17 protein-coding genes are annotated in these 17,937 nt (G+C 72.2%); 8 read left to right on the plus strand and 9 right to left on the minus strand.

Features of this window, described 5'->3' with window-relative positions:
• Nucleotides 1–60: 60 nt before the first annotated feature.
• Nucleotides 61–309 (plus strand): prevent-host-death protein, encoded by a 249-nt coding sequence (locus ABZU32_RS16745; RefSeq protein WP_354922951.1) that lies wholly within the window; start codon nucleotides 61–63, stop codon nucleotides 307–309.
• Nucleotides 294–692: a PIN domain-containing protein gene (locus tag ABZU32_RS16750; RefSeq protein WP_354922954.1), complete on the plus strand. Its 399-nt coding sequence runs from the start codon at nucleotides 294–296 to the stop codon at nucleotides 690–692. The genes ABZU32_RS16745 and ABZU32_RS16750 overlap by 16 nt, the downstream gene beginning before the upstream one ends.
• A 40-nt stretch (nucleotides 693–732) precedes the next feature.
• Here ABZU32_RS16750 and cysS read toward each other — a convergent pair whose 3' ends face one another.
• From cysS to ABZU32_RS16785, 7 genes are all read right to left on the minus strand, one after another.
• A complete protein-coding gene (gene cysS, locus ABZU32_RS16755; RefSeq protein WP_354922957.1) occupies nucleotides 733–2,121 on the minus strand; it encodes a cysteine--tRNA ligase in 1,389 nt (462 codons plus the stop codon).
• 74 nt (nucleotides 2,122–2,195) lie between these two features.
• On the minus strand, nucleotides 2,196–4,085 hold the full coding sequence (locus tag ABZU32_RS16760; RefSeq protein WP_354922960.1) for a sigma factor-like helix-turn-helix DNA-binding protein: 1,890 nt from the start codon (nucleotides 4,083–4,085) through the stop codon (nucleotides 2,196–2,198).
• A 69-nt stretch (nucleotides 4,086–4,154) separates the two neighbouring features.
• Nucleotides 4,155–6,230, minus strand: a complete 2,076-nt coding sequence (locus ABZU32_RS16765) for a UvrD-helicase domain-containing protein (RefSeq protein WP_354922963.1) — start codon at nucleotides 6,228–6,230, stop codon at nucleotides 4,155–4,157.
• A 10-nt stretch (nucleotides 6,231–6,240) separates the two neighbouring features.
• Nucleotides 6,241–8,802: a hypothetical protein gene (locus tag ABZU32_RS16770; protein ID WP_354922966.1), complete on the minus strand. Its 2,562-nt coding sequence runs from the start codon at nucleotides 8,800–8,802 to the stop codon at nucleotides 6,241–6,243.
• A gap of 69 nt (nucleotides 8,803–8,871) precedes the next feature.
• On the minus strand, nucleotides 8,872–9,624 hold the full coding sequence (locus tag ABZU32_RS16775) for a methyltransferase domain-containing protein (RefSeq protein ID WP_354922969.1): 753 nt from the start codon (nucleotides 9,622–9,624) through the stop codon (nucleotides 8,872–8,874).
• Nucleotides 9,625–9,758: 134 nt separating this feature from the next.
• Entirely contained in the window at nucleotides 9,759–10,850 is a 1,092-nt protein-coding gene (locus tag ABZU32_RS16780) for an ABC transporter substrate-binding protein (protein WP_354922972.1), read from the minus strand.
• A gap of 212 nt (nucleotides 10,851–11,062) precedes the next feature.
• Nucleotides 11,063–11,257, minus strand: coding sequence for a hypothetical protein (locus tag ABZU32_RS16785; protein WP_354922975.1), 195 nt, complete (start codon nucleotides 11,255–11,257; stop codon nucleotides 11,063–11,065).
• A gap of 132 nt (nucleotides 11,258–11,389) precedes the next feature.
• Between ABZU32_RS16785 and fdxA the strand changes: the two genes are divergently transcribed.
• The 3 genes from fdxA to ABZU32_RS16800 all read left to right on the plus strand — a co-directional run bounded on the left by fdxA (nucleotide 11,390) and on the right by ABZU32_RS16800 (nucleotide 13,568).
• The gene (gene fdxA, locus ABZU32_RS16790; protein ID WP_354840372.1) at nucleotides 11,390–11,716 is read left to right on the plus strand and encodes a ferredoxin; all 327 of its coding nucleotides are present in this window, start codon (nucleotides 11,390–11,392) and stop codon (nucleotides 11,714–11,716) included.
• A 101-nt stretch (nucleotides 11,717–11,817) separates the two neighbouring features.
• On the plus strand, nucleotides 11,818–12,897 hold the full coding sequence (gene dapC / locus ABZU32_RS16795) for a succinyldiaminopimelate transaminase (protein ID WP_354840374.1): 1,080 nt from the start codon (nucleotides 11,818–11,820) through the stop codon (nucleotides 12,895–12,897).
• A gap of 11 nt (nucleotides 12,898–12,908) precedes the next feature.
• Nucleotides 12,909–13,568, plus strand: coding sequence for a DUF4178 domain-containing protein (locus ABZU32_RS16800; protein WP_354922978.1), 660 nt, complete (start codon nucleotides 12,909–12,911; stop codon nucleotides 13,566–13,568).
• Nucleotides 13,569–13,730: 162 nt separating this feature from the next.
• Here ABZU32_RS16800 and ABZU32_RS16805 read toward each other — a convergent pair whose 3' ends face one another.
• Nucleotides 13,731–14,561, minus strand: a complete 831-nt coding sequence (locus ABZU32_RS16805; protein ID WP_354922981.1) for a hypothetical protein — start codon at nucleotides 14,559–14,561, stop codon at nucleotides 13,731–13,733.
• A gap of 56 nt (nucleotides 14,562–14,617) precedes the next feature.
• Here ABZU32_RS16805 and ABZU32_RS16810 point away from each other — a divergent pair, with 56 nt between their 5' ends.
• The 3 genes from ABZU32_RS16810 (at nucleotide 14,618) to ABZU32_RS16820 (ending at nucleotide 17,593) form a co-directional block, all read left to right on the plus strand.
• Entirely contained in the window at nucleotides 14,618–15,454 is an 837-nt protein-coding gene (locus ABZU32_RS16810) for a 2,3,4,5-tetrahydropyridine-2,6-dicarboxylate N-succinyltransferase (protein WP_354840382.1), read from the plus strand.
• A complete protein-coding gene (gene dapE, locus ABZU32_RS16815) occupies nucleotides 15,447–16,526 on the plus strand; it encodes a succinyl-diaminopimelate desuccinylase (protein WP_354922984.1) in 1,080 nt (359 codons plus the stop codon). Before ABZU32_RS16810 ends, dapE begins: the two co-directional genes overlap by 8 nt.
• 305 nt (nucleotides 16,527–16,831) lie before the next feature.
• A complete protein-coding gene (locus ABZU32_RS16820; protein WP_354840386.1) occupies nucleotides 16,832–17,593 on the plus strand; it encodes a TIGR00730 family Rossman fold protein in 762 nt (253 codons plus the stop codon).
• Between the two features lie 241 nt (nucleotides 17,594–17,834).
• Here ABZU32_RS16820 and ABZU32_RS16825 read toward each other — a convergent pair whose 3' ends face one another.
• A complete protein-coding gene (locus tag ABZU32_RS16825; protein WP_354922995.1) occupies nucleotides 17,835–17,936 on the minus strand; it encodes a ricin-type beta-trefoil lectin domain protein in 102 nt (33 codons plus the stop codon).
• Between the last annotated feature and the right edge of the window lies 1 nt (nucleotide 17,937).

Below are 17,937 nucleotides of genomic sequence, written 5' to 3' on the forward strand. Positions count from 1 at the left end.
ATCGCCGATCAGTGCCGTGCCGCGAATCAGAAAATCAGATAGGCTGGAAGCATGCGGACTATGACCGCCACGGAGGCGTCACGACGGTTCTCTGATCTGTTGGACGCGATCGAGCGTGGTGAGACCATCACGATCACGCGAGGGAACCACGCGGTCGCGGAGATCAGACCGGCCCATCGGCGGACCGGAGCCGATCTCCGCGCGGCGTTGGCGGACATCCCGCCACCAGATGATCGCTTCGAGGGGGACATCGCGGCCGCCTTGACCCTCCTTCATGGCGAGGAGAGTGACCCGTGGGCCGACGCCTGATCCTGGACACCAACGTCCTGATCGCATACGAGCGCGGTTCCATCGACCGCAGCGCCCTTGACAACGATGACCTGGCCATCGCGGCGGTCACCGTCGCCGAGTACCGGGTGGGCATCGAGCTCGCCGACTCGGTGGCACGCGCGGCTCAGCGGTCCCGCGCTCTGGCCGCGATCACCTCCGCCTTGGACGTGCTCGACTACACGGACGTCACCGCGGCTCATCATGCTCGCCTCATCGCACACGTGCGCCGAAATGGCGTGCCACGTGGGCCGCACGACCTGATCATCGCGGCACATGCGCTTGAGTCTGGACGCACCGTCGTGAGTCGTGACGCGAAGGCCCGCTTCGATGACCTGCCGGGCATCAGCGCCGTGACGGTCTGACGACCAGGGATTCCCCTGGACCGATGAGGACGCTGTGGGGTCAGGACCAGGTCTGGCCTTCGGGGGTGTCGGTCACTTTGACGCCGAGGCCGGCGAGCTCGTCGCGGAGGCGGTCGGAGGTGGACCAGTCTCTGGCCTCGCGGGCCTTGGCGCGGGCGTCGAGGAGCTCGGCGGCGCCCGGAGGCAGGACCGGGACGGGGGGAGGCTTGCCGATGTCGGCCGGTAGGTCCAGGCCGAGGACGTGGTCCAGGTGCAGGAACGTCTCGAACTTCGACCCGGGGTCCACCGACTCGTCGCGTTCGAGCTCGCGGAGGGCGCGCAGCGCGGTGGAGGTGTCCAGGTCGTCGTCGAAGGCGTCCTGGGCGCGGCGGGCGTACTCGGCGGCGATCGGGCGGCTCGGGGACTCGGCCCATTCGGCGACCCGCCGGCGCCAGCGGCGGAGCGTGCGGTCGGCGGCGTGCAGCGTGTCCCAGGTGAGGTTCATCTGCTGGCGGTAACGGTGCTCGAGGAAGGCCAGCCGCACCGCGAGGGGATCGAGGCCGGCGTTCTCGACGTCCGCGAGCAGGACGACGTTGCCGGTGGACTTGGCCATCTTGCGGCCGTCGAACAGCAGGTGCTCGCCGTGCACCCAGTGTTTGACGACGTCGTGGCCCACGGAGGCGTTGGACTGGGCGCGCTCGTCCTCGTGGTGGGGGAAGCGCAGGTCTTTTCCACCGGTGTGGATGTCGATGTGCTCGCCGAGGAAGCGCAGGGACATGGCCGAGCACTCGATGTGCCAGCCGGGGAAGCCGGTGCCCCACGGGGTCTGCCAGGTCATCTCGCGGTCGGCGCCCTTCCACAGCGCCCAGTCGGCGTGGAAGCGCTTGCGCGGGTCGACCCCCTCGACCCGGTGGCCGGGCTTGAGCGCGTCAAGCCGGTTGCCCGATATCTCGCCGTAGGAGGGGAAGCTCTTGGCGTCGAAGAACACCGAGCCGTCGTCCACGGCGTACGCGTGGCCCATGTCGATGAGCTTGGCGATGAGCTCGATCATCAGGTCGATGCTCTCGGAGGCGCGCGGGGTGTGCTCGGGGGAGCGCATGTTGAGCGCGGCGGTGTCGCGGCGGAAGGCGTCCTCGTAGAAGCGGGCGATCTCCAGCGCCGAACGGCCCTCGCGGCGGGCCTGGGCGAGGACCTTGTCCTCGCCGGTGGGGTCGATCGCGTCGTCGTCGACGAGGTGGCCGACGTCGGTGATGTTCTGGCACACCACCGACCGGATGTGGTGCCGTTCGAGCACCCGGCGGATCAGGTCGGGCAGCAGGTACGACCGGAGGTTGCCCACGTGGGCGAACCGGTAGACGGTCGGCCCGCAGGTGTAGACCCGCACGACCCGCCCGTTGTCGGGGACGATCGGCTCAAGCCGCCTGGACCGGGTGTCATACAGCCGCAACATGCCTCGAGCTTAGGCGATGGATCACCCTGTGTCCGGGGTCCGACCACTCCCGGCCACCCACGTCGCCTGCGTCGTCATGGCGCCTCGGGGTCGAGGAAGGCGAGGATGTCGCGGTCGCCGCGCTCGCGGAGCCGGGTGAGGACCTCCTCGCGGGAGGCGCCCTCGGGCAGGCCGATGCGGGCTCCGATGAGGCGCAGCGCCTCGGCCTCGGAGGCGACCGGCGCGGTGTACCCGATGAGGTGCAGCGCCATGTTGATCGGCGGCAGCCCCTGGGCGGCCTGCGGCAGGTAGCGGGTGAGCAGCTCGCCGCCGTCGGACACGGTCAGGAAGATCGAGTCGCCCTCGCCGGCGTTGTAGTCGGCCAGCACCGCCCTGATGGACCCCATCGTCGGCTGGTTGTGCCAGCTGATGACGACGTCGCCCGACGGGGTGGAGGTGGTGAGCTGACCGCCGGGGGCCATGCCGAGGTGGGCGGCGAAACCGGTGGGCAGCGGCGATCCGGAGCCGCGCAGGTGCTCGGCGTTGACGTCGACGCGGTGCCACCACCGCCCGTCGCGGCTGCGGAAGGAGCGGCGGGTCATCGACACGTCGCGGCGCGGCTGGTACGGCTCGGCCTGCTCGGGCGCGGCGACGCGGATCCAGCCGCGCTGGGTGCGCTCGAAGCCCGGCCCGCCCGCGTACGCGCGCACCGAGCTCTCGCTGACCTCGTAGCGGGTGGTCAGGTTGGCGACGATGCTGTTCACCGACGCCTCGCCGCCGGCCCGCTCGATCTCGCGGACGATCATCTCGCGGATGCCGATGTACTCCTCGCCGCCCCAGCGGGTCAGCCCGTACCTGTTGCGGTCGACGCGCAGGAACCGGTCGTCGGCCGTGAGCTGGTTGCGGATGCCGACCAGGCTGTAGTCCTCGCCGATGCGGCTCTGGATCTCCTCGGGGCTGAGCGGGCTCTCGGCGACGGCCAGCACGGCCTCGGCCTTCTCGTTGACGCTGCGCGGCCAGGGGACGACGTGGCCCTCCAGGATGCGCAGGTGCGGCACCGAGGACAGCCAGCGCTCGGCGACGTCCTCGCGGATGCCGAGCTGGGCGACCATCGTCACGGCCTCTGGCAACTTCACCGGGCCGTCGGTGAAGAGCTGACGCGTCTTCTCCTTCAGCTCGTCGGCGCCGCCGGCGACCAGCCAGCCCTCGACCTGGTCGTACCCGGTCAGCAGGGTGCGGATGAACCGCCAGGCGGGCACGCCGAGCGTGGTCAGCTCGGTGCGGTGCCAGGGCACCGCCGCCGCCAGGTCCTCGGCGGGCACCGCGGAGCCCAGGCGTCCCCGCAGCCAGGCCAGGTGGGCGGCGAGCGGGGTGGCCTCGGGGGTGGCGAGCCGGTTCTGCACGTGGTCGCGCAGGTCGCGCTCGATCTGCCGGATGCGCTCGCGGGTGACCGAGAACCGCTGCGCCAGCTCGTCCAGCGTCACCCGCCGCTCGGCGTAGACGCGGTCGGCGGCGATGGCCCGCTGGCGGTCGTCCAGCTCGGCGAAGATCTCGTCGATCAGCTGAGGGATCGGCCGTTCGGGCTTGGCGGGCGGGACCGGCGAGACGGCGGCGTCCCGCCCGCCGGCGAGCGGAGCGGCGCCCTCCGGCACGGCCCCGGTGTCGGAGGCCAGCAGCCGCGACAGCACGCCGCCGAACAGGGCGAGCACCTCGTCCCTGGACTGCGGGGTGCGCAGGCACTTGTCCGGGTCGGTCATGCGGAGCAGGGGGAGGATGTCGCCGAGCGGCAGGTGTCCCCAGCAGGTCATGGCGAGATCGGTCAGCCGTCCCGCCACCTGTGCGGTTCCGGCGATCAGGCAGGCCCGGTCCAGGGGAAGCGCCTGCCACCACGCGTCCGGGAGACGGGTGTCGCTCGCGATCGGCTCGACCTGGCTGGGCGATGTCCAACGCAGGGGAGGCACGATGTCGCTAAGGCTCAGATTCATGGGGGTCCAACCGGCATGGGGCTTGAGTCGGGATGAGACTCGCTCTTATCCGCAGTTCAGGTTATTGGGTCATGGTGGCAGGAAGGGACTTGCACGGCCGGAATAGGACACGTACAGCCGTTCCGCCGCCCGTGTACACGCCATGTACAGCAGGCCGCGTTCTCGTTGCAGGTCATGGGCTCGCGCGGTCGGGTCGTCGTCGGCGGGCGTCAGCGTGTCCTGCGCGGGCACGACGCCGTCCGCGACGCCGACCAGGGCGACGTAGCGGAACTCCAGGCCCTTCAACCCGTGCAGGGTGCTGACCCGGACGCCGGCGGCCGAGGGTCCGAGGGCCGCCTTCACCTCGCGGACCAGCTCGGCGGTGCGTGCGGCCACGGCGATCTCGTCGGCGGGGACGCCGTCCTCCAGCCAGGCGGCGACGTGCGCGGCCAGCCCGGTCAGCTCGGCCGCCGGCGAGGTGTACTCGCGCACCTCCGGCCGCCGTCCGGGACGGGTGGCACGGAAGCCCACCAGGTCGGTGACGCCGTCCACCAGGCCGTCGACCGGCCCGCCTCCGCGCACCCGCACCGCCCAGGTGAGGATCTCCTGCGGCAGGCGGTGGGAGACCGACAGGCGGTGGCTCTCGGCCTTGATGCCGAGCGTGCTGAGCGCCACCCGGGTGTCGAAGACGCGCTGGTGGGGGTCGCCGACCACGAACAGGTCGTCCGGCCCGGGCGGCACGGCGGCCCGCAGCAGGCGCCACTGCGCCGGGTGCAGGTCCTGGGCCTCGTCCACCACGATGTGCCGGTACGGCTCGCGCCGCGGCGCGTCGTCGCCGAGCAGGTCGCCGGTGTCCTGGCCGAGCAGGGTGGAGGCCTGGGTGGCGAGCTGGAGCAGCGTGCGCCTGCCGGCGGCGCGCAGCCGCCCGGTCACGTGCTCGATGGCCTTCCAGACGGCGGTGCGCGCCTGGTCGTCCAGCTCCACGCTGCGGCCCGGGCGCCGCGCGGCCAGGTACTCCTGGACGGTGCACAGGTTCTGCGCCAGGATGACCTGCTCCCACTCGCGCAGCAGGAAGGCCGGGCTGTGCAGGTCCCCGGAGATCTCCGACGCCTCCTGCCACAGGGTGGCCAGGTCGGGGCCGCCGACCAGCAGCGGGGGACGGCCCTCGGCCTCGGCGACGATGCGGTGGGCCAGGCGCTCGACGTTGCCCACCTCGATGCGCGACCGGGCGGCGGCCTCCTGGACCAGCAGGTCCAGCTTGGCCGCGACGTCGGCCGCCACGCCCTGGGAGAAGGTGATCAGCAGGATGCGGCCGTCGGAGGCGCGGGCCAGGTGCGCGGCGCGGTGCAGGGCGACCAGCGTCTTGCCGGTGCCCGCCCCGCCGGTGACCAGCACCGAGCCCTCGAACTCGTCCTGGTGGGAGAGCCGGTACTGGGTGGGGTAGAGGAAGGTGCACCAGTGCGGGACGGCGAGGACGCGATCGAGCGCTTCGGGGTCGGCCACGAACACCGCGCGGTCGGGGGTGCGTTCGAGCGCGACCGGCAGGTCGGTGACGTCCACGGCGGCGCCGTTCAGCGGTACGGCCGTCCGCGCCTCCAGCGCCCGCCACGCGTCGGCCACCGACCCACCCTGGCCGAGCACCCAGAGCGGGGCGAACTGACTCTCGGGCAGCAGGGGCTCCAGCGCGTCCAGGTTGGCGTCGGTGGTGATCAGGCGCACCAGGGGGATGAGCAGGGTGTCCACGCCGAGCCCGATCAGGTCGGTGTCGCAGACGTGCGCGAACAGCCGTTCCTCGGTGGTCTCGGCCGACCGGCGCAGCGCGGGCTCGACCCGTTCGAGCGCCTCGGCGTTCCACACCTCGGCCACCCCGATCGCGGCGTTGACGGCGAAGCGGTGCCGCTGCGCGTAGGACCAGGCCTCGGCGTCCGGCAGGACGGTCAGCATCCAGTACACCTCCCGCTGGCGGACCACCACCCCGCGGTGGTGCTCGGCGAGCCGCAGCGTGGCCACCCGCGCGTCGCGGGTGTTGCGCACCCGCTCGGGGTGGGGGGCCGAGGTGGTGTTCCGCAGGAACCGGCGCATGGCGATCACCGCGTCCCGGCGCACGGGCTGGGCCAGCGCGTCCAGGTCCCGGAGGACCTCAGGGGCGATCGCGAGCCGGGGCATGCGGCTCCCGTCAGACCATCAGGGACAGCAGGTCGCGGTCCCCGCGTTCGCGCAGCCGGTTCATCAGGTCGGGCAGCCCCACCGGGCCCGTCATGCCGACGCGGGTGGCCAGCACCCGGATCGTCTCCTCCAGCGACTCGGCCTTGTCCTTGGTGGTGTATCCGGCCAGCCTCAGTGCCATGGTGTTCTTGTCCAGGTCGCCGGCCGCGGCGGGCACCAGCCGCGCCCGCAGCACCTTGTCCTCCTCGGCGACGGTCAGGAACAGGTGGGACCCGGGCTGGGCGCCCATCTCCTGCAGTAACGGCCCGAGCGACTCGATGACCGGGCGGGACTGCCAGCTCAGCGTGACGTCTCCGGCCGCGCCGGTCACCGTGTGGCCGTCCCCCGGGCTCAATCCGAGGTAGGCGGCGAACCCGCTCGGCAGCGGGCACTCGCCGCCGGCGAGCTGCTCGGGGGCGACGTCCACCCGCAGCCACCACAGCCCGTCGGGGTGCTTGAAGCACTTGCGGGTCATGGACACGTCCTTGAGCTGACCGGCCGGCGCGGCCTCCGGTGAAGGCGCGGCCTCGGCGGGCCGCTCGCCGGTCGTCGTGGCCTCGGCGACCCCAGGAGATCCGGAGTTCTCGCCGGTCTTCTTGGTGCTCTGGATGCGCAACTGCGGGACGTTCTCCAGCCACTCCTTGGCGACCTCGGGGTGGATGCCCAGCGTCGAGACCAGCTCCAGCGCGCGTGCCACCGTCGGCGGACGGTCGGCGTTGAGTATCAGCGCGCAGGTCTGATCGCGCAGGTCGGCGATGTCGCCGGCGACCAGCCAGTCGTCCTGGACGGTGTAGCCGGGCAGAGTGGTGAGGACGAACTGCCAGGCGGGGACGTCCAGCGAACGCAGCTCCCTGGTGTGCCACTCGGCCGCGCCCATCAGGCGCGACTTGGGCGCGGCGACCCCGAGGGTGCCGGGGAGCTTCTCCAGATGCTGGGTGTACGGGGCGGCCTCGGCGCTGTCCAGCCAGGCGGCCAGCCGGGCGCGCAGCTCCTGCTCCAGGGCGACGATGTCCTCCGGCGGGACGGCGAACAGCTTGGCCAGCTCCTCGGGGGCGGCCGGGGCGTCGGTGAACACGTGGTTCTGCGCCACCGCCCACGTCTTGTCGTCCAGGTCGGCGAAGGCAGCGTCGATGAGCTCCGCGACGTCGTTGTCGGCCTGGCCGGCGTGGAACTCGTCGGTGCCGGTCGGGTTCGCGCCCGGGACGGCGCCGCCGTCGGCGGGCGTCTCGGACCCTTCTCCGGTCTCGGCGGCCGCGGCCTCCTGGTCCCGGCCGGGTTCGCCGGGACGGCCGGCCGGGGACGGGGCGTCGGGGGCGCTCGGGGCCGTACCGGGGCCGGCGGCGAGCGGGTCGGCCTCGGCCGGGCGTGGGCCGACGCCGAACGGGCCGGTGTCGCGGCCGGAGGCGCCCGCCTCGGGGCCGGACGGGACCGCTTTGAACGGTTCAGAGCCGAGGAGGTCGGCTTTGAACGCCTCAGAGCCGAGCGGGTCGGCTCTGAACGCTTCATGCCCGAGCGGATCGGCCTTCAACGCCTCAGGGCCGGGCGGGGCCGCTCTGAACGGTTCAGGACCGAGGGGGTCGGCTTTGAACGGTTCAGGGCCGAGCGGGTCGGCGTTGAACGGTTCGGCGCCGTTGGCGTTGAACGGCTCGGGCTCGGGGACGAACGGCCGCGGGCCTGGCGCGAGCCCCACGTCCGGCATTGCGGGCATGGCGGGCATGGGCCGCTCGGTGCGCGGAGGCGGGGTGAACATCGACGGGCGGGGGCCGCCCCTGCCGCCGGCCTGCTGCTGCAGGGCCGCCTCGGCCAGCCGGGCCGCGGCCAGGCCGAGCGGGTCGCCGGCGTCGATGCGGTTGCTGCGCCGTTTGGGCAGCGGAGGCGCGGGGCGGCGTACCGGGAGCGGGTCCGCCGGCGCGGGCGCGGAGGCGGCGAACGACGCGGCGGAAGCCGGTGCGGCGGCGCCGGAAGAAGCGGCGGACGCGGGCATGGAAGCGGCGAGGGGCGCGGGGGACGGCGGCGTCGCCGCGACGCCGTTGGCGGACCGCCCGGCGCGGGACGACGAGGCGCGGCCACCGGCCGCGTCATCGGCGCGGGAAGGGGATGCCTCGGCGGAGTGGGCGCCCTGGTCGCCCGCCGGCGCCAGCCGGGTGAACACCGCCGTGAACAGCGCGTTCAGCAACGGCTTCGCGCGGATGAAAGGCTGGTCGGCGAGCTCGCGGCCGGTCAGGGCCAGCAGGCCGGTGTAGGAGCCGACACGGTCGAGCGCGATCGACACCTGCGGCTCGTCGGCCTCCTCGGGGTCCATCACGTGCAGCGCGGGCAGGATGTCCCCGACGGCGGCGGCCGGCCAGTGCTCGGTCGCCAGCTCGGTGATCAGCTCGCCGAGCGCCTCGGGGCCGAGCACGGCGAACACCCGGCTGAGCGGCACCGATCGCCACCAGGCGTCGGGCAGGCCGGGCGCTTCCCGCAGCCGCGCGAACCCGGTCGCGTCACTCCAGCGAAGCGGAGGCACGAGATCACTCAGGCAGAAGTTCATCCCGTTCCCTCTCCGGTGATTCCAATGACCAGACCATAGTCTGGCAAACCGCGCGATCGTAGACGGCCGTTAGGCTCGCACAGCCGCGAATCGCAGCCTCACGTAGTCGGCCATCCACCCCGATTCGCGGCGTAACGCGGGGGCGGCCAGCTCGTTGACGCGGCGCAGAAGCGGCTCCACGGTGGCGGGCGGCACGGCGTCGAGCAGCGAGCCGGCGAACATGCGGACCCAGTCGGCGGCGCCGCCGGGGCACTCGTCGAGCGGCGTGGGCCGATCGAAGTACTCCAGCAGGCGGACGGTGAACCCGCCCTTCTCCAGGCGCGTGGCGTACTCGGCCGGGGTGGGGAAGTACCACGGCAGCTCGGGCTCGGGCAGCCCGTACTCGCGCCAGGCGGTGAGCATGGCCGAGGTGAGCGCGGCGCAGTTGCCGGCGCCGCCCATCTCGGCGACGAACCGCCCGCCCGGGGTCAGGGCCATGCGCACGCAGCGGATCACCGCGTCGGGGTCGCGTCCCATCCAATGGAGCGCGGCGTTGGAGAACACCGCGTCGCAGGGCGCCGGGACGCCGAAGTTGGCCGCGTCGCCGATCATGAAGTCCAGCCCGGGATGGTGGGCCCGCGCCACCTCGATCATCGTGGGGGAGCCGTCGATGCCGAGCGCGGTGGTGCCCCGGGCCGCGATGTCGGCGGTCAGCACCCCTGTGCCGCAGCCGAGGTCGAGGATGCGCTCGCCCGGCCGCGGGTCGAGCAACTCGATCAGGGGCGCGCCCTGCGCCGAGACATAGCCGAAGGAGCTGTCATAGGCGCGCGCGTTCCACCGCATCAAGCTCGGCGTTTCGTGTCGCAAGGCGATCAGCTCGCATTCTCAGACATCGCTTCCCCGTGTCCGTAAGTACGAATACTTTAGAGCCTTGATGTCCTTGCGACACATCTGTCCGAAAGCTTGCCCCCGGGGACTCAGCCGATCGACCGGGGCCAGTTGGCCTTCAAGTAGGTCTTGCCCTCGTCGGTCTGCGGGATGGTGAGCAGGACGGGCGAGCGCGGGACGGGCGGGAGCTTGGCCGCCGCCTGCTTGTCGAGCCTGCCGGACATCTCCAGCGCCTCCATGCGCGCCGGGCGGGCGAAGCCCTTGAGGAAGAGGTTTTGGACCTCGTCGCTGTAGAGGAACTCCTCCCACAGGCGCGCGGCGGCCGGGTGCGGGGCCTTGTCGCTGATCGCCTGCACGTAGTAGGACGCGAGCGCCGCGTCGGCGGGCACCACGACCTTCCAGGCGGGCTTGTCGTCCCCGGCGGTCTGCGCGGCCTTGGCGGCGTTGACGTAGTCCCAGTCGACCAGCGCGTTGGCCTGGGAGGGCAGGCTGAGGCGGCCGGCTTTCTTCAGCTCGGCGAACAGGGCGAGGCCGCGCTCGGCCTTCGGCCGGCCGCCCTGGAGCGAGGCCGCCATGACGCCGTAGAAGGCCGCCGCCGTCTGGAGCGGGTCGCCGGCCAGGGCCACGGCGTACCCGGGCCTGGCCGCCAGGTCGGCGAACCTGGCCGGGGCGGCGACCTTGCGCGGGTCGTAGCCGATGGACATGTAGCCGCCGTAGCCCGCGTACCACTGGCCCTTGAGGTCCTTGACGGCGTCGGGGATGTCCTGCCAGGCGGTCACCTTGTACGGGGAGAAGCGCTGGGCGTTGGCGACCGCGACGTCGAACCCGAGGTCGAAGACGTCGGGCACCTTGTCGGGGACGCGCGCGGCCTTGGCCAGGTCGATCTCGCGCTGGCTGCTCGCGCCCGGCTCCAGCACGTTGATCCGCACTCCGTACTCGCCGGTGAAGCGGTCCATGATGGCGCCGTAGTTGACCCAGTCGCGGGGGATGCCGACCAGGTTCAGGGAGCCTTCCTTGCGCGCCGCCTCCACGAGGCGGTCCATCGTGCCGAACCCCTGGGCCAGGCTGGCCGCCCTGGGGTTGACCGGAGGCTGCTTGGTGTCTTTGGACGTCGTGGAGGAGCACCCGGCCACGGCGGTGGCGAGGAGCGCTGCTGCGGCGACTGCGGCACGTGATGTCACGAAACGAATACTCAGCGTCATATCCTCCCGCGTCGAGGAGGCACGCGGAAGTTTGGGCCAGCATTGGCGGACCGGACGCGCGCCGATGCGGCCGGGCTGAGGCGTGAAGCGCGGTGCGCGGCCGGGCGTGGCATGAAGCGCGGCGCGAGGGGAGGGGCGGGCGCGGGGCGGCGAGGTGACGGGAAGGGGCGGCGGGGCGGGCTGGGCGCGGGTCAGCGCTCGGGGACGACCCTTGCGGCGACGAGGGCCTCCTCGCGGACGCTCACCAGCGTGCCGTCGCGCTTGCGCACCTGGAGCAGGCCGTCCTGCCAGGACTCCAGGACGCCGACCGTGTCGCGGAAGCCGTCGGGATCGGCGCGGCGCACGGTGACGCGCCGGCCCACGTCGGCGGGCGAGACGGCGATCACGAGCCTTCCGCCAAAGTGCGGTGTCACACGCTTCGCCCCCCTCCCGTTTCGGACTCGTGGCCAGCACGGCAATACTAGGTCTAGCAACCCGCGGTCGAGTCGTGCGAAGGCGCGGAGAAGAAGGAGCCCGAGGTGACCTACGTCATCGCGCAGCCTTGCGTTGATGTGCTGGACAAGGCGTGCATCGAAGAGTGCCCCGTCGATTGCATTTACGAGGGCAACCGCATGCTGTACATCCACCCAGACGAGTGCGTGGACTGCGGCGCGTGCGAGCCTGTCTGCCCGGTCGAGGCGATCTTCTACGAGGACGACACGCCCGATCAGTGGAAGGACTTCTACAAGGCGAACGTCGAGTTCTTCGACGAGTTGGGCTCGCCCGGCGGAGCGTCCAAGGTCGGCAAGATCAACCGCGACCACCCGATCGTGGCCGTTCTCCCGCCCCAGGCGGAGGAGCACTGACCTACCGCACGTCTGGCGCCGCCGGGGTACCGTGACCTCCTGGTCGCGGTACCCGCCAGCACCGCGCGCCGACGTCTGAGATCCACCTTGGGGGTGTTTCGGTGATCGGGTTGCCCGACTTCCCGTGGGACCGGCTGGTGCCGTACAAGCAACGGGCGCTCGCCCACCCGGAGGGCATCGTCGACCTGTCGGTCGGCACTCCCGTCGACCCGGTGCCCGCCGTGGCGCGCGAGGCGCTCGCGGGCGCGGCCGACAGCCCCGGATACCCCCTCACCCACGGCACGCAGCGGCTGCGCGCCTCCGCCGCCGGCTGGCTGGCCCGCCGGCACGGCGTGAGCGTCGACCCGGCCGACGTGCTGCCGACGATCGGCTCCAAGGAGCTGGTCGCCTGGCTGCCCACCCTGCTGGGTGTGGGGGCGGGCGACCGCGTGGTCATCCCGTCCCTGGCCTACCCCACCTACGACGTCGGCGCGCGCATCGCCGGCGCCGAGCCGTACGCCGCCGACGGCCTGCTGGGGCTCGGCCCCGAGCGGGTGCCGCTGGTGTGGGTGAACTCCCCGTCGAACCCGACGGGCCGGGTGCTGCCCGCCGAGCACCTGCGCAAGGTCGTCGACTGGGCGCGTGAGCGCGGCGCGGTCGTCGCCTCGGACGAGTGCTACATCGAGCTGGGCTGGGAGGAACGGCCGGTCTCGATCCTGCATCCCGATGTCTGCGGCGGCTCCCACGAGGGCCTGCTGGCCGTGCACTCGCTGTCCAAGCGGTCCAATCTGGCCGGCTACCGCGCGGCGTTCGTCACCGGCGACCCCGCGCTGGTGAAGCGGCTGCTCGAGGTGCGCAAGCACGCCGGCATGATCATGCCGGCGCCCGTCCAGGCCGCGATGGCCGCCGCGCTGGACGACGACCGGCACGCCGACGAGCAGCGTGAGCTGTACGGCGCCCGCCGCGCCGTTCTGCGGCCGGTGCTGGAGAAGGCCGGCTGGCGCGTGGAGCACTCGACGGCGGGCCTTTATCTGTGGGCGACCGACGACCGTAATTGCTGGGATCAGGTCGCCGCACTGGCCGAAATAGGAATTCTGGTCGCGCCGGGCGACTTTTACGGGCAAGCGGGCACGTCGCATATCCGTATCGCCATGACGGCGACTGACGAACGGATCAATGCGGCGGTGCTCCGCCTCCAGTAGGATCCCGCGGCATGACCGTTGCGGTCGTGCTCGCAGTGAGCGCAGCCATTTTCGTCGTCGTGCTGGGCGCTTTCCTCGGCACGCGGCGGCCGAACAAGACGGCTCGACCGGCTCCCCGACCCCCTGAGCCGGCACCCGAGCCGACTTCGCCGCACCCGGCCCTGGCCCGCCCGGTCGTGTTGAACCCCGAGTACCTCGATCCCCGCACGATCAAGGTCGGGGACGTCATCGACCGCCAGGGCATCAGGTCGCGCGTCCTGGGCGCCCTGCACCTTTCCTGGCAGGGCGACCAGTGGACCGAATACCTGCTCGAAGAGGGCCTCGGCCACTACATGTGGCTGTCGGTCGAAGAACGGCAGGGCACCGGCCCCAACGACCCGCCGCACCTCGAGGTCTACCTCTGGACGCCCGTGCCCACCCAGGGCATGGTGCCGGCCAAGAGCATGCTGATCATGGAGGGCGTCGAGTTCCACCCGATGGAACGCGGCACCGCCACCTTCCGCTCCGAGGGCACCACCGGCTACCCCGAGCGCGGCCTGGCGGACTTCGTCGACTACCTCGCGGCGGACGGGCGGCTGCTGAGCTTCAACCGGGTGCAGGGCCAGCCGTGGACCGCCGCCTACGCCCAGCCGCTGGCCCCCGGCTCGATCAACGTGGAGCGCATGCTCTAGCCGCGCGAGGCGCGGAGCGCACGCCGCGCCCGTGCGGGACGCGGAGCGCATGCTGTGGCCGTGCGGGACGTGAACGCATCCTGTGGCCGTGCGGGACGCGGAGCGCCTGCGGCTGTTATGGGACGTGCGTGGAGGCGCTCCGGCGTACCCGTGGCCGGGGCGTCAGGCGATCTCGACGGTCTTGGCCGCCGCCTTGGCGTCGGCCACCCAGCCGTCCTGGCCGGCCGCCGAGCTCCACGCGACGCCCGCGAAGCGCACCTTGCGCAGCCCGTACTTCTGCGCGTGGGCGACCGTCCAGGAGGCGATCAGCCAGCCCCTGCGGTCGGTGGGGGCGGTGATGCGGTTGTCCGGGCTGGTCTGCTGGCCGAGGGCCCTGGCCAGCTCCTTGCGGGCCTTGGCGGCCTGCACGGGCGCCGGCTTGTCGGGGGCCGGGTACCAGCAGTGCACGGCCTTGGCCGCCCGGCCGGTGAACGCCGCGGCGAGGATCTTGGCGTCCTCCTCGTGCTGGGCGTACGCCGAGCCGTCGGCGGAGCGCTGCACCGCCTGCGCCGCCTCGTGCAGAGGCAGCCGCTGGTAGCGCTTGACCTTGGTCAGCGCGGAGAAGAACTTGCGGGTCGCGTAGACCGGGTCCTGCAGCTGCTCGACGGTGCCCCAGCCCTGCGAGGGCCGCTGCTGGAACACCCCGACCGAGTCGCGGTCGCCGAAGGGGAGGTTCAGCAGCTTGGACTCCTGGATCGCGGTCACGTACGCGACCTCCACCGCGCGCTCGGGCAACCGGCGGTCGGTGGCGACCGCGGCGATCGTCGCGGCCACCTGGGCCTGCTCGATCTCCAGGTCGAGGGTGCCCAGCGCGGTCTTCACCTGGCAGTGCTCGCCGATCGCGAGGGGCTTGGCCCGGTTGAGCAGGTAGTAGACGCCGAAGAAGATGGCAGCGCCCAGCACGACGACGATGCCTGTGATCGTCAGAACCGCCCGAGAGAATCGCCGCGCCACGGACAAGAACCTACCGGCCCCGCCGGGTCGCCCGTGCGGCACTAAGCTCCCCTTGCATGAGCGAGACCTTCGAAAGCCCCTTGCCGGCCACCGTGGACGAGTTGTGGGAACGCCGCGCCGAGCTGTCGCCCGACGACGGCGAGGCCCGCGGTGTGATCGTCGGTGCCGTGGACATGCTCGACACCGGCAAGGCGCGTGTCGCCTTCGTCGACGGCGCCTCCGGCGAGGTGGTCGTGGACGAGCGCGCCAAGCGCGCCATCCTGCTCAGTTTCCGGGTTCTCGGCATGGTCAGGAGCCAGGTGGGCGACTTCCACCACAACGACCGCATCCCGCTGAAGACGTCCCTGGAAGGCGTCCGCGTGGTGCCGGGAGCCATCGCGCGCTGGGGCTCCTACCTCGCCTCGGGCGTCGTGCTGATGCCCTCCTACACCAACATCGGCGCCTACGTCGACAGCGGCACCATGGTGGACACCTGGGCGACCGTCGGCTCGTGCGCGCAGATCGGCCGCGACGTCCACCTGTCGGGCGGCGTCGGCATCGGCGGGGTGCTGGAGCCCCCGAACGCCGTCCCGGTCGTCATCGAGGACGAGGCGCTGATCGGCAGCCGCTCGATGATCGTCGAGGGCGCGCGGGTGGGCAAGGGCGCCGTCGTCGGCGCGGGCACCATCCTGTCGGCCTCCATGCCCGTCATCGACGTGCAGACCGGCGAGGAGCTCTCCCGCGGCCGCATCCCCGACTGGTGCGTCGCCGTCGGCGGCACGCGTCCGAAGGAGTTCCCCGGCGGCACCTTCGGGCTGCCGTGCGTCCTGGTGCTCAAGCGCCTGGAAGAGGGGCAGCGCCACGACAAGGCCGCGCTGAACGACGTGCTGCGCCAGCATGGCGTCAATGCCTGAGGTCCCGCCGCTCGACCTGGCCGGGGACGTGCGGGCGCTGACCGCGGCGCTCGTCGACGTCGAGTCGGTCAGCGGAGGCGAGAAGGCCCTCGCGGACGCCATCGAGGCCGCGCTCGCGCCGCTGCCGCACCTCACCGTCGTCCGCGACGGCGAGGCCGTGGTGGCCCGCACCGAGCTCGGCCGCGCCGAGCGGGTGGTGATCGCCGGGCACATCGACACCGTGCCGCTCGCGGGCAACCTGCCCTCCCGGGTCGAGGGTGACCTGCTGTACGGGTGCGGCACCTCGGACATGAAGAGCGGCGTCGCCGTGGCGCTCAAGCTCGCCGCCGGGGTGCCCGCCCCGGTCAGGGACGTGACCTACGTCTTCTACGACTGCGAGGAGGTCGAGGCCGCGCGCAACGGCCTGACGCGCCTGGCCCGCACCCGTCCCGAGCTGCTGGCCGGCGACTTCGCCGTGCTCATGGAGCCCACCAGCGGCGAGATCGAGGGCGGCTGCCAGGGCACCCTGCGAGCCCAGGTGACCGTCCAGGGCCGGCGCTCCCACAGCGCCCGCTCCTGGTACGGGGTGAACGCCGTGCACGGCGCCGAGCCCATCCTGGCCCGGCTGAACGCCTACCAGGCCCGCGAGCCGGTCGTGGACGGCCTGGCCTACCACGAGGGCCTGAACGCCGTCGGCATCGCCGGGGGCGTCGCGGGCAACGTCATCCCCGACGAGTGCGTGGTGACGGTGAACTACCGCTTCGCCCCCGACCGCTCGATGGAGCAGGCCGAGGAGCACGTGCGCGAGGTCTTCGAGGGGTATGCGGTGCGCTTCACCGACGGGTCGCCCGGCGCGCGTCCCGGGCTGACCCACCCGGTGGCCGCGGCGTTCGCCGGCGCCATCGGCGGCACTCCCCGGGCCAAACTCGGCTGGACCGACGTCGCGCGCTTCTCCGAGCTCGGCGTCCCGGCGGTCAACTACGGCCCCGGCGACCCGAACCTCGCCCACCAGCAGGGGGAGTACGTCTCGCTGGAGATGATCGCCGACTGCGAGCGCAGGATGACCGCCTGGCTGGGCGACGCGGCGTCCTGAGCGTCCTGTGCGTCCTGGGCGGGCGGCGCGGCCCGGCCTGGAAGGGCGAGCGCGCGAATCGCTCGCCGGGGCGTCGCGCCGATCAACGCCGGCTGTGGGCACAAAAGAAAGTGGCTTTCCTCGCCGGCCATTTGGCGGGGAAAGCCACTTTCAGTCCCGAGCAGCACCCTCGGCTCTTAGACGTGGCCTCGCGAAGAATCGGTTCCGCTGCTCGGGACAGATTTTCCAAGATTCTTTACGGCCCCGGCGGGACGTCCCGTTCCGGTACGGCTTGCGCACTCCAGCGGGCGGTTAGCGTGATCGGCATGAGCAAAGCATCACGCGAGGAGCGCCGTCAGGGCCCCTCCCTCGTCCGGGGGAAGTTCCTGCCCGACTCCACCTACGACGAGAGGCTGCTGGACCGGCGCGGCTCGACCGAGTGGCTGCACATGGACCCCTGGCGGGTGCTGCGCATCCAGGCCGAGTTCGTCGAGGGCTTCGGGCAGCTCGGCGAGCTGCCGCCCGCCGTCACCGTGTTCGGCTCCGCGCGCACCCATGCCGACGACGCCGACTACGCCATGGGCGAGAGACTCGGCCAGGCGCTGGCGGAGGCCGGCTACGCCGTCATCACCGGCGGCGGGCCCGGCATCATGGAGGCCGCCAACAAGGGGGCGCGCCAGGCGGGTGGCATCTCGGTGGGCCTGGGCATCGAGCTGCCCTTCGAGCAGAAGCTGAACGACTACGTGGACCTCGGCATCGAGTTCCGCTACTTCTTCGTGCGCAAGACGATGTTCGTCAAGTACGCCTGCGGGTTCGTGGCGCTGCCCGGCGGGTTCGGCACGCTGGACGAGCTGTTCGAGGCGCTGACGCTGGTGCAGACCCGCAAGGTCACCTCGTTCCCGGTCATCCTGATGGGCGGCGAGTTCTGGGGCGGGCTGCTCGACTGGATCCGCGGCACCCTGGTGAAGACCGGCAAGATCTCCCCCGAGGACGTCAACCTGATCCAGGTCACCGACGACGTGGACGAGGCCGTGCGCATCATCGTCGAGTCCGACCGCGAGCGCAACGGCGCCCGCCAGGAACCCTGAGCGCATGGCGGGCTGTGATGCGAATCCCACGCCACCGAGCCCCTGACGAGGGAGGCTCGGTGGCGTGGGGGTTCGTGGGCCGGACGGCCGGTCCTCACGGTGCCCGCGGTCGATCGGCGGGCGGTGGGCCGGCGGGCCGGCCGTCTGCGGTGCGGCGGGTCGGCCGCACCGCAGACGTCCCTCATCTAGATCGGACAGAGGCCTGCGAACCGGTCGTCAGCGCCCTGTCGTCGCGGCGGGGTCAGCTGTTCCAGGTCCACTTCTGGTTGTTGCCGCCGTGGCAGGTGTAGAGCTGGATGGTGGTGCCGTTGGCGGTGCCCTGTCCGGTGGCGTCCAGGCACAGT

Origin of the sequence: Sphaerisporangium sp. NPDC005288, from assembly GCF_040607475.1 — a bacterium.
Lineage (GTDB): Bacteria > Actinomycetota > Actinomycetes > Streptosporangiales > Streptosporangiaceae > Sphaerisporangium > Sphaerisporangium rhizosphaerae.

Bases quoted from the DNA above. Each gene is read 5' to 3' on its own strand.
- ABZU32_RS16810 (WP_354840382.1), top strand. From the start codon at position 14,618: ATGAGCGAGACCTTCGAAAGCCCCTTGCCGGCCACCGTGGACGAGTTG.
- ABZU32_RS16775 (WP_354922969.1), bottom strand. From the start codon at position 9,624: ATGCGGTGGAACGCGCGCGCCTATGACAGCTCCTTCGGCTATGTCTCG.
- cysS (WP_354922957.1), bottom strand. From the start codon at position 2,121: ATGTTGCGGCTGTATGACACCCGGTCCAGGCGGCTTGAGCCGATCGTC.
- ABZU32_RS16760 (WP_354922960.1), bottom strand. From the start codon at position 4,085: ATGAATCTGAGCCTTAGCGACATCGTGCCTCCCCTGCGTTGGACATCG.
- ABZU32_RS16765 (WP_354922963.1), bottom strand. From the start codon at position 6,230: ATGCCCCGGCTCGCGATCGCCCCTGAGGTCCTCCGGGACCTGGACGCG.
- dapE (WP_354922984.1), top strand. From the start codon at position 15,447: ATGCCTGAGGTCCCGCCGCTCGACCTGGCCGGGGACGTGCGGGCGCTG.
- ABZU32_RS16770 (WP_354922966.1), bottom strand. From the start codon at position 8,802: ATGAACTTCTGCCTGAGTGATCTCGTGCCTCCGCTTCGCTGGAGTGAC.
- ABZU32_RS16820 (WP_354840386.1), top strand. From the start codon at position 16,832: ATGAGCAAAGCATCACGCGAGGAGCGCCGTCAGGGCCCCTCCCTCGTC.
- ABZU32_RS16800 (WP_354922978.1), top strand. From the start codon at position 12,909: ATGACCGTTGCGGTCGTGCTCGCAGTGAGCGCAGCCATTTTCGTCGTC.
- ABZU32_RS16745 (WP_354922951.1), top strand. From the start codon at position 61: ATGACCGCCACGGAGGCGTCACGACGGTTCTCTGATCTGTTGGACGCG.